Origin of the sequence: Secundilactobacillus angelensis, from assembly GCF_012641075.1 — a bacterium.
Classification (GTDB): Bacteria; Bacillota; Bacilli; order Lactobacillales; family Lactobacillaceae; genus Secundilactobacillus; species Secundilactobacillus angelensis.
This window is the reverse complement of record NZ_JAAXLJ010000023.1, coordinates 25,595-35,148: the sequence shown is the minus strand read 5'-3', so window position 1 is coordinate 35,148 and position 9,554 is coordinate 25,595. Positions and strand designations below refer to the sequence as shown.

The following is a 9,554-nucleotide window of genomic DNA, read 5'->3' as shown; positions in this document are numbered from 1 at the left end:
GACTTTAAGTGATGCCAATAAAGTTTATGATGGCACCACGAACGTGGCTGCCACGGACTTTAAGTTGACTGGACCAGCTGATATGGTTATTCCAACATTAACTGCTGAAGATTTTGATTTCAGTGGTATCAAGAGTGATGCGGGTCAGTATTCAGTTAAATTCAGTGAAACTGGCATTTCTGCACTGCAAAGTGCCAACAAGAACTACACGATTACTAGCAGTAATGTGACCGCCGGTAACCTAAACGTCACTCCAGCTCACATTACGATCACAGCACCAAGCGAAACCGTGACCTACAACGGCAATTTACCAGTGTTACCTGTTAAAGGTATCGTGACAGTTCCTGGTGATGGCGCTGTTGGCACAGCAGTGACTTATACGATTAGCAGTAACGCTAAATCAAATGTTGGCGATTACGTTACGACAGTTGAATTGCCAAAAACGGGTAACGGAAACTACGTGATTTCAACGGTTGAAGGAAAGCTATCAGTCACACCAAATACAACCGCTACTGTTCAAATCAGTGCGGATCCTAAAGTTTATGATGGGACCACTAATGTGGCTGCCAGCGACTTTAAGATCACTGGTCCAACTGACATGACGATTCCAAACTTAAACGCTGAAGATTTTGATTTCAGTGGAATCGGTAGTGCCAACGTTGGCAGTTATTCGATCAAGTTCAGTGATACCGGTGTTAAAGCACTGCAGGCTGTAAATAAAAACTACACGATCACCAGTACCAATATAACTGCCGGTAACTTAAATATCACACCAGATACCAACGCCAAAGTACAAATCAATAACGGATCAAAAGCGTACGATGGGACTAGAGCGGTAGCCACCACTTCCATAACCCTCAGCCTGCCAACTGACATGAATGTGCCCGCTTGGAATGCCGATGATTTTGATTTCAGCGGGGTTACGAGCTCCAATGTTGGTGATTATCAGATCAGTTTAAGTGATAAAGGAATCAAAGATTTACAAGTAATTAACAAGAACTACACCATTACTCGTCAGAACGTCACTGCCGGTAACTTACGAATTACTCAGAAAGATGGCTTAACGCTGGGCGTTACTAGTGGAAACAAGACTTACGATGGTAATGCTGCCCAATACACGCTGACACTGCCAGATGGCGTACAAACACCTAACGATTGGGGTGTCGCTGATTATAGTCTTGCAGCCCCAGTTAACGCAGGAACTTATACCATTGCTTTGAGTGACAAAGGTCTTCAAGACCTGAAGGCTGCTAGCCCGAACTATGATATTCAATCAGCAAAAGTGACTGGTGATACGTTTACCATCAGCAAAGCCAACGTCACGATTACTGCTAAGGATGAAAGCATGGTTTATAGCGGCGAAGCATACGATGATGCCAACTTAGAAGAAAATGTTAGTGGTAAACCAGTCAACGGTTCGGATTTGAAATACACGATAACGGCTAATGCCGCTACTAACGTGAACGATGAAGGGTACACCATTAAAGTGCTCGCCGATTCAGCAGATAATCCGAACTACAATATCAAGACAATTAATGGTAAATTAACCATTACACCTGCACCAATTACAGTGACTGTGCCAACTATTTCTAAGACCTATGATGGCAAAACCTATTCAGGTGAGTATCAGGTTGCAATTGATGGGCTACCGGAAAATGGGGTTAAACCAACATTTGTTCTGACGGCTATTAGTGGCGATACGAATGCAGGCACTTATGCACTGACAGCTTCCAGCCAGAATGCTGGTAATTACGCTGTCACTTATCAGCCTGGTTCGCTGACAATCAGCAAAGCAGACTTAACAGCTGCAATCACAGATCAGACAAAAGTTTATGATAATAACAGTGCCGAGAATCCGCAAAATTACGCGCTGCAATTATCAACTGGCGATCAATTAACGTTACCTAGTTCAGACTTTAATCTCATGGCAAATAACGGCGATGGCTTTAGTCAAAACGTTGGTACCTACACTATTAGTTTGAATCAATCGGGTGTCGATGCGGTTAATCAGCAAATGCCAAACTACACGCTGGCAACTTCAAAGGTATCAACTGGGCATTTCACTATCACCCCTGAACAAGTTATGGCTGGTGCGATTTCAGTTGATTCAACTACTAAAGTTTACGATGGTGATGTTAATACTGATCCTAAGATTTATGGTTTGACTGCTTCAGACGAGTATCCTGAAGTTGTTATTCCCGCTAATTTAACGGCTGAGGATTTCGATACTACTGGTATCACTAGTCAAAATGTTGGTAACTATGCCGTTAAATTAACTCAAGCTGGTATTGAGAAACTCAGCCAAGCTAACACCAATTATGCGATTACTGCTGATAGTATTAGCAGCGGTCAACTTCACATTACTAAGCGACCAGTAACCATTGCAGCAAACGATGTGCACAAGGTTTATGATGGCAGTTCTTATAATGAACAAGGAACAGCTGACGTTTCCAATACCGCTCAATCAGGGGCTCCGTTAATATATACAGTGAATGTGCCGAAGGATGTCAATGCAGTTACTGATGCACCAATCACGATAACGGCCGATGCAGCAACTAACTCGAACTACGCAATTACAACAGTTGATGGTCAATTAACTATCTCGGCCAAAGCATTAGCGGATAACGCAATCACTATTAGTGACGCGACCAAGACTTACGACGATGATGCCAGCGATGTGCCTGCGTTCAACTTAAGCGCACCAGGAGCGGCGGATAATCCAAACTTCGTGATGCCAACAAACCTCACTACGGCTGACTTCAATACGGCTTCAGCTGCCAGTCAAAACGTTGGCAACTATGATGTGACATTGACAGATAGCGGGATTCAGAAATTACAGGCTGTTAATCCGAACTACGTCATTTCAGCGAAGAGTGTCGGCAAGGGCTCGTTGAACATCACGCCAAAGACCGTAACCATCAGCGCACCAATGCTGTCTAAGACTTATGATGGCAATGCTTATTTCGGTGCTGATTTGACGGGAACAGTCACGGGTCAAGTTGGCAATCAACAAGTTGTTTATGATTTGACTGATTTAAGCGAGGATGTAAATGCTGGCGATTATGAGATTGATGTCGCTGTTGATTCAGCGGCTTCAGTCAACCAGAACTATGATATTCAAACTGCAAAGGGTCAGTTAACCATTGATAAAGCGGCTGTTACCATTGCGGCACCTCAAGGTTTGACCAAAATGTATGATGGTAGTGGGTATGTCCTAAACGACAGTGCTGCCACAGTTACGGGCAAGCCAGATAATGGTGCAACTGTTAACTATCATTTGTCGTCACTTGAAAATGCTGTTAACGCGGGTACCTACTCAGTGAATATTACTGATACAGCCGATAATCCCAACTATGACATTACGGTGGTTCCAAGTACGTTCACTGTAACTAAGAATACTGAAGCATCAGTCCGAGTTGGGTCGGCAAGTAAGACTTACGACAACGATAAGCATACTGATCCTCAGACTTACACAGTGAGTTTACCAGCAGGAGTTTTAACGCCTGATAGCTGGTCGGCAGATGATTTTGAATTGTCAGATGACAATCAAAATGTTGGTTCGTATGATGTGGCGTTGAGTGACAAAGGGATTCAAAAATTAAATGCCGCTAACACCAACTACAGCCTTAACGCTGATAACGTCACAGCTGGTAAATTGACCATTGATCCTGTATCAATTACGGTGACCGCACCAACTATCAGCCAAACTTATGATGGTGTGGCGTATGCTGGAGATTATTCGGCCAAAATCAGTGGTACGCCGTTAAATGCCACCAGCCCAAGCTTCGACCTGACTGATATCAGCCAAGATGTAAATGCTGGGACTTACGGTATTAAAGCAACCGCGAATGGCGACACTTCGAATTATGCCATTACTTACGTTGATGGCTCGCTGACGATTACACCGCAAACCTTGGGTCAGGCCACTGTTAATTCAGCTGATAATCATCAGGCTGATGATTTCATAGTCGTTCAGGGTGCTGCTAAGGTCTATGATGGCGATGCCGCCACGGATCCAACGACTTATCAGGTGCTTGCACCTAGCAACTATTCAGACTTCAACGTTCCAACCTTCACAGCGGAAGACTTTACGACCGTGAGTGATGGTCAAAATACTGGTCAGCACGTGGTTACCTTGAACGCCTTGGGTCTCGCAAAACTCCAAGCAGCTAACAAGAATTACCAGTTTGACGCACAGTCGATTCAAAATGGGCTGCTAGTGATCACACCAGCGCCAATCTCGATTGCTGCACCAAATCTGACTAAGCAATACGATGGTTATCCATATGCTGGTTCAACGACACCTGTTATCACTGGCGTACCCGCAAAAGGAGTTGCGCCGGTTTATACCCTGACAGCGCTAAACGATGATGTGAATGCAGGGCATTATCCAATTGTCGTTAATTTTTCGGCAAAGGATAATCCAAACTACACCATTTCAACGACAGCGGGACAGTTAACAATCAATCCAATCACACCGCAATTCCGTGTGATGATTGATGCTTGTTATCAACTTTATAGTGGTCAGCCGGCCAATAATCAGGTTTATACAGTGAACATCACCGGTGCAGACCTTGTTCAACCCAAATGGTCAAGCGAAGACTTCGTGGTTTCCGGTACGCCTGATACCGTTGGTTCGTATCCAGTGACCTTAAGTAAATCTGGCTGGGACAAACTACAGCAAGCCAATCCTAATGACGTGATTAATCCGGATCCGGAAAAGGTAACCCCAGGTGCACTCGTTATCGAACCCGTTAGTGTGGCCAAAGCTGACTTGGGTCAAATCCAAGTTGGCAACCAGACTAAGGTTTACGATGGTTTAACTGATGACCCGACTGACTACACTGTAACGTTGCCAGACAAGTTAACAGCCCCAGTCTGGACAGTCAGTGATTTTTACCGGCAGAATACCAGTGAAGATGCAGGCAGCTATGAGGTGACTTTGAGTCAGATCGGTTTAAGTGCACTTCAAACTGCTAATCCGAATTATGTAATCAATTTGGAAGACATTAAATCTGGTCAATTGACGATTACCAAGGCACCGGTCACGATTACAGCTCCAAGTGGCATTTCAAAGACTGATGATGGTCAACCCTATTCAGGCGCAACCACGGGTAAGGTAACCGGGCAGCCAGCAAATGGTACCGCCGTTGTTTATCAGCTGGATTATGGTAAGAATGGCAGTGTTGGTACTCACCCTATTAATGTTGTAGCGGATCCTAGCTTGAATCCTAACTATGAGATTACAGTAGTTTCAAGCAGCTATCAGATATTGCCGCAACCAGTTGCTGTTTCAACAACTGATGTGACAAAGATCGATGAACCGCAGTTTAAAGCAGTAGTTGCTGAACCAGTATTCTACCGTGCGGAAAACAGCGGTGGGCCAGCTACTGGACAAGTGACGTTACGGGTTCCAGCTGCTCATGAGCTTAATCAAGCAAAGAAAATCATCGAGTCTGCTCCAGAAAGCGCAGAATTGATTGTTTCAAGCGAAAAGGGTTCTGGCACTAAGCGTGGGTCGAGTTCAAGCAAGCATTCAACTTCCAAGTCAACAAAACAAGTTGGTGAGGGCAGCGAGCAGAGAACTCATCGCAACACGCGGTACACAAACGCAGGTACTGGATCACGGGGTGGCTCAGCAACTGTTTCAAATGAGTCACGTACTTCATCTCAAGTTACTAAGGATCTCAATCAGCAGTCTGTAAGTGCGGTAACAAAGGCTGGGACATCAATGCCGGCTGATGAAGCAAACTTACCACAAACTGATGAGACACAAGCATCGTGGCTTGCAGTTTTAGGTGTGACGCTCATGAGTCTATTGGGATTATTAGGTTTCAAGAAACGTAAGTCAGACCAATAATTCAGTGTCATGAAAAGCATCCTTGCTAGTAAACCGGCAAGGGTGCTTTTGTAGTGGTAAATCTATTTAAAATGATTAATATTTGTTTATGAATGAAGAACTAGAGTGCTAAATAATCGTTATCCCACCTTAATGGTGCTATAAATGAAGACGAAATGAGGTGGTTGAATGATGCCAAGTTTAGGTTTAAAAGCAAGTACATCACTGGAACAGATCAATGAGCGGCTGCAATATAAGCCGTCAGTATTTGAATTTTACACGGATGCCCATGATATGACGACGAATGGGTTGGCTCACCTAGAAGAGATGGTGAAGTACGTTCAATCTACCGGTATACGTCATATAGTGATCCATCACCCAATGGCTTATGACCACCACCACAATGAAGTCGGCGTTTCGGCACTTAAGGACCCTGCAGGTTATCAATTCATGATGAGCAGCGCGGATGCACTGATTGAATTAGCGATTAAATTAAACGTGCAAGTCCTGATTCATGGCGGCTATTCGGATAAGGATGCCGTGATTAATGCGTTCGGGGATCTAGAAACCGCCCGCAAAGTTATTTTTGCCCGCTTGGATTATTTCCAAAATATTGGTGGGCATCACGTGATGTTTGAAAACTCTATTTCACCCACATTCGACTACGGTGATGAAGAAATTGAAGAGGCGGTAATCGCCCATCACTATCGTTTGTGCTATGATATTAGCCATGCCTTCATTGTGCTACACGGTGATAACGACAAACTAGTCAAAAGTATTGCTCACTTGGCAATTCAAACGGTTCACTATCATTTTGTTGATTCCATGGGACTTCAGCATGACAGTTTACAGTTGGGCAAGGGAAAGATCGACTGGCAGCAGGTAATGAAGGTCGTTAATCCGAAAGCAACGAATATCTATGAAATCGACTTGGAAGATCAAAATGACAGCCGAGAAATGCGTGCTAGCCACGATTATCTCACGAATCTTCTGGTGAAGGCGTAAATAACAGGAGGATACTATGACACGCTGTGATTGGGCAGAAAACGCCAATGAATTAATGACCCATTACCACGATTACGAGTGGGGTGTGCCAACTAAAGACGAACGGGAAACCTTTGAATTGATGACGTTGGAAATGATGCAGGCTGGGTTAAGCTGGCAAACCGTGCTAAATAAACGGGAGAATTTTCGGGAAGCATTTGCTAATTTTGATATTGAAAAAATTGCTCAATTTGACGAAGATGATGTGGCAAGACTCTTAAACAATGCCGGAATTATCCGTAATAAGCTGAAAATTAAGGATACAATTGTGAATGCAAAACAACTGGTTAGCTGGCACGAGGCCGGTAAAACGATGAACGCTTACTTGTGGTCTTTTGTGAACGGCAAGCCAGTGGTCAATCGGTATCAATCAATGGCTGACGTGCCGGCCCAAACACCATTATCACAAGAAGTTAGTAAAGCGCTGAAGAAGGCCGGTTTCAAGTTTGTGGGGCCGACGATTGTTCAGTCTTGGCTGGAAGCGCTGGGTATCTTGGACGATCATTTGGCCAAGTGCATGGTAAACCATATGAGAAAGTAGATGACACGTAAAAGGGTACCCCGACTCAATATGACCGAGTCGGGGTACCCTTCGATACTTATAGCGGAATTGTGACGTTAAAAATCGAACCAGTTGGCTGATTGTCCTTAACGTTAATCTTACCGTGATGTTGACTGACAATCCATTTAGCGATTGCCAGACCGAGACCATTACCACCAGTTTTTGAATTACGTGACTTGTCAGTGCGATAAAATCGTTCAAAAATCTTAGGCTTCTCCGAATCGGCAACGCCAGGGCCAGTATCTGCTACCTGCAGGTGTAAGGTATCGTGTTGCAACGGATCGTGGATTTGTTTAGCATTAACGGTCACCGTACCATTGGTTGGTGTGTACTTGATGGCGTTATCCAGTAAGATCGTCAGCACTTGGCGAATGAGATCTGGATCAAAGGAACCGTGACCAGTAATTTCTAGCTGAGAATTCAGCGTTTTTTGTTGGCTGCCAGCAATATCCGCGTAAGGTTTGACCACTTTCTCAAGCCATGGCTGTAAATCGACGTCGGTCCGGTGAAGTTGAATGACGTTGGAATCAGATCTAGCCAGCATTAACAACTGGTTCGTAAGTGCCTGCATGTGGCGAACTTCATCTAGGGCCGTGGAGACCTCTTCGGCTTCGTCCATGATCCTTGATTTCGGCTTAGTAAGCAGATATTCCAATTGATTTTGAATCACAGTCAGCGGCGTCCGTAATTCATGGGCCGCGTTACCGGAAAAGTCTCGTTGCTTGCGCCAGGCTTGAATGATTGGTTTCATCCCAGAACGAGAGATCAAGTAGGCGATAGCGATAGCGAGTATCCAGAAAATAATCAGAGTGGTCACCAACGAATCTCTGAAGTTTTGAAGGGCTTGCAGATCCGCATCAATGTTTTTCATAATGAGTACGTAGCGCCCAGCATAAATAGCGTTAGGGTTGGATTTTGGTACTTTAATCAGCAGCGTCTTAAAATGAGCGGTAAGCCCGTCAGCTGTTAAAGACAAAGTCGTAATCCGGTTTAAATTGTGTTTGACGAGCCGAGTATCTTTTAGTAAGTCGTAGTTTCGGTTCCCCAGCATTGGATCATTGATAACCTTGCCACTTTTGTTGAACACAATGAGGTTAGCACGAAAGGGACCGGCTTTCGGCGGAATCTGCTTGTTGTTGGGTTGGGCATTACTCCCCACCGGATGATTCAGGGGAGAGTTAGGCGTGTGCTTCAAGATTTGCGTTTTTTGCCACTGCAATCCCTGATTCATTTGGTGATAAATGGATTGATAGAAAAGAAAGTAGACCACCAGTCCAAGAGCGGCAAACAACGCCGCAAAAGTGACCAATTCCTTGAAGAACAGGTGGTGTTGCTGGCGCTTTTCGGCAGCTTGAATTTTCATTCTAAGCCTCCGCTTCCAGCATGTAGCCCACGTTTCTTAAGGTTCGTATGGGCTGATTTTCGGTTACGTTCTTAATTTTTTTACGTAAATTACTCATGTAAACTTCTACCACAGAAAGCGCGGTTTCAGAGTCGAATCCCCAAAGTCGGTCAAAAATTTGCTCCTTGGTGATAATCGTATCGGGATTCTGCAAGAAATAGACGAGCAGATCATATTCCTTCCCGTTCAGTGATAGGTTTTCACCCTGGAAAGAAACGGTGCGGCTGTTCAAATTAGCGCTGAAATCAGCTACGGTTAGCTGATTGTCAGTCGCTAAACTCCCGGTACGACGTAATAATGCCTTGACGCGCATAATGAGTTCTTCACGATGGAAGGGTTTGGTCAAATAATCGTCAGCCCCCAATTGAAAGCCACGGACTTTGTCATCGAGCGTATCCTTAGCTGTTAAAATTAGTACGGGCATTTCAAGCTGGCACTCATGGCGCCAGTACTTTAAAATGTCATAGCCGTTAATCTGAGGCAGCATTAAATCCAGGACGGCTAAATCATAGATGCCATCTTGACCCAGCATCTGACCTTCAAGGCCATCATTGCTGACAGAAGTTTCGGCAATATTTGATAAGAATCGTTTTAAGTTTTTAGCTAATGATTCGTCGTCTTCCACGATTAAAATTTTTAAACTTTTATTCATGCATTGGCCTCCGTGTCAGCTGAACTTTAATATTATCAATAGTAAGGACTGCGGC

At 44.4% G+C, this 9,554-nt stretch carries 5 protein-coding genes; 3 read left to right on the top strand and 2 right to left on the bottom strand.

The genetic code is table 11. The annotated features are described in order from the left end of the window. The 3 genes from HC026_RS10675 to HC026_RS10665 form a co-directional block, all read left to right on the top strand. The coding region (locus tag HC026_RS10675; protein WP_168925915.1) for an MBG domain-containing protein at positions 1–5,860 on the top strand (5,860 nt) is incomplete at its 5' end. Positions 5,861–6,028: 168 nt separating this feature from the next. Next, positions 6,029–6,844, top strand: a complete 816-nt coding sequence (locus HC026_RS10670; protein WP_168925914.1) for a TIM barrel protein — start codon at positions 6,029–6,031, stop codon at positions 6,842–6,844. 16 nt (positions 6,845–6,860) lie between these two features. After that, the gene (locus HC026_RS10665) at positions 6,861–7,424 is read left to right on the top strand and encodes a DNA-3-methyladenine glycosylase I (RefSeq protein WP_168925913.1); all 564 of its coding nucleotides are present in this window, start codon (positions 6,861–6,863) and stop codon (positions 7,422–7,424) included. A 58-nt stretch (positions 7,425–7,482) separates the two neighbouring features. Here the strand turns inward: HC026_RS10665 and HC026_RS10660 are convergent, their stop codons facing one another. Both HC026_RS10660 and HC026_RS10655 read right to left on the bottom strand, forming a co-directional pair. Then, positions 7,483–8,808: a sensor histidine kinase gene (locus HC026_RS10660; protein WP_168925912.1), complete on the bottom strand. Its 1,326-nt coding sequence runs from the start codon at positions 8,806–8,808 to the stop codon at positions 7,483–7,485. Position 8,809: 1 nt separating this feature from the next. After that, positions 8,810–9,499: a response regulator transcription factor gene (locus tag HC026_RS10655; protein WP_168925911.1), complete on the bottom strand. Its 690-nt coding sequence runs from the start codon at positions 9,497–9,499 to the stop codon at positions 8,810–8,812. Positions 9,500–9,554 lie beyond the last annotated feature (55 nt).

Coding starts and splice junctions, on each gene's coding strand:
- HC026_RS10655 (WP_168925911.1), bottom strand. CDS start 9,499: ATGAATAAAAGTTTAAAAATTTTAATCGTGGAAGACGACGAATCATTA.
- HC026_RS10670 (WP_168925914.1), top strand. CDS start 6,029: ATGATGCCAAGTTTAGGTTTAAAAGCAAGTACATCACTGGAACAGATC.
- HC026_RS10660 (WP_168925912.1), bottom strand. CDS start 8,808: ATGAAAATTCAAGCTGCCGAAAAGCGCCAGCAACACCACCTGTTCTTC.
- HC026_RS10665 (WP_168925913.1), top strand. CDS start 6,861: ATGACACGCTGTGATTGGGCAGAAAACGCCAATGAATTAATGACCCAT.